This window comes from Hahella ganghwensis DSM 17046 (assembly GCF_000376785.1).
GTDB classification, from domain to species: domain Bacteria; phylum Pseudomonadota; class Gammaproteobacteria; order Pseudomonadales; family Oleiphilaceae; genus Hahella; species Hahella ganghwensis.
The window spans coordinates 1-1,170 of the sequence record NZ_AQXX01000004.1 but is presented as its reverse complement, the minus strand read 5'-3'; the positions used below and the strand labels follow the sequence as shown (position 1 = coordinate 1,170).

Here is a 1,170-nt window from a genome sequence, read left to right as displayed (position 1 = left end):
AAAATGGCCGGAAAAACACTCTGAATATTCGGCCATATATCGTCGAGAGTTTGAATTACCTCAGAACCTTGGGGTTATTCAGACTCTCCCTAGCAATATCCGCCAGTTTTTTAGCCCTAACCAATGACTCCACCGAGCAATCTTCTATGTGAAGCTTATGAGCCTTTATGAAGGAATCATTCATATACGTCATTTGTTTACTGTACTGCTCTGTCGTTATTTCAGTTCGATGATCAGGCTCTAATTGAAGTGTTAAAGATGACGGGAAACGAACATTCAGTCCTCTGGCAGAGTCAGAATTAAAAACCAACTTGATTCCTGCTTCTACTCGGTTTGCACCTCGAGGGTAGGCGATCAGATTATTCCCGTGCTTTTCAAAGCAAGCACTAATGAAGCTTGCATCCAAATCCATAGGGTTACCGTAACGAAAGTAGTTGGCACCGAAAAAGAAAAGCTTTCCCTCCAACTCATCTGCTTTTCTTCTTGGCAAGGCACTCGATTCATCCGATGCAGTTACCGAGGAGATTCTCCATTTCTGGGGCATCGGCAGGAACAGTATCCCATCTGACTTACCGGGAATAACTTCCGAAGCCGAGACAACCGTGCTATAAATCAAATGCATTAAAATCATTATCGCTAATAAATGCGACTTTCCTTTCAGGTTCTTATTATCCAATTTACATACCCATTAACCAGTCGATAGAATATGCCATTCATAAAATGACGCGTCATCTCTTGATAATACTTTTCATTCTCTTCGCGATTTTGAGACACTATTTTTGTATGATCCATCATCAGATTCGTCTTATCACTGGAATCCAAATTGGCATCATTCACGGCTACCATCATAGTCACGTGAGCTTTGAAAACCTCAGGAAAGAAGGCCACCTCACTCCCGTGGCATCCTGCAGCTCTTGCACTGATAAACCGTAAAAAGAAATCGTTAAAGTTCGCATACTTTTGATAATCATAAGGTTCTCTAGGGTCTGAACTATATCGATGCACTTCCACACCATTTTTGTTGAGAACATAATGGATCTCCGATTTCCTTTCGGCCTCTTTACGAGCATCCAGACAGGGGTAGTGACCGGGTAGCTGCGATAACCGCCAACTTTTTTTGCAGGTGATTTTTCTACGGGAAATTACGGTTTGAGGTTGGTTTGTGATGGC

At 42.3% G+C, this 1,170-nt stretch carries 2 protein-coding genes; both read right to left on the bottom strand.

The window, feature by feature from the left end; translation table 11 throughout:
* Nucleotides 1-55 precede the first annotated feature (55 nt).
* Nucleotides 56-676, bottom strand: a complete 621-nt coding sequence (locus tag F566_RS0100040) for a hypothetical protein (RefSeq protein WP_157496515.1) — start codon at nucleotides 674-676, stop codon at nucleotides 56-58.
* A partial coding sequence (locus tag F566_RS31350; RefSeq protein ID WP_033415482.1) for a phospholipase D-like domain-containing protein occupies nucleotides 658-1,170 on the bottom strand: 513 nt, incomplete at its 5' end. The genes F566_RS31350 and F566_RS0100040, both read right to left, overlap by 19 nt.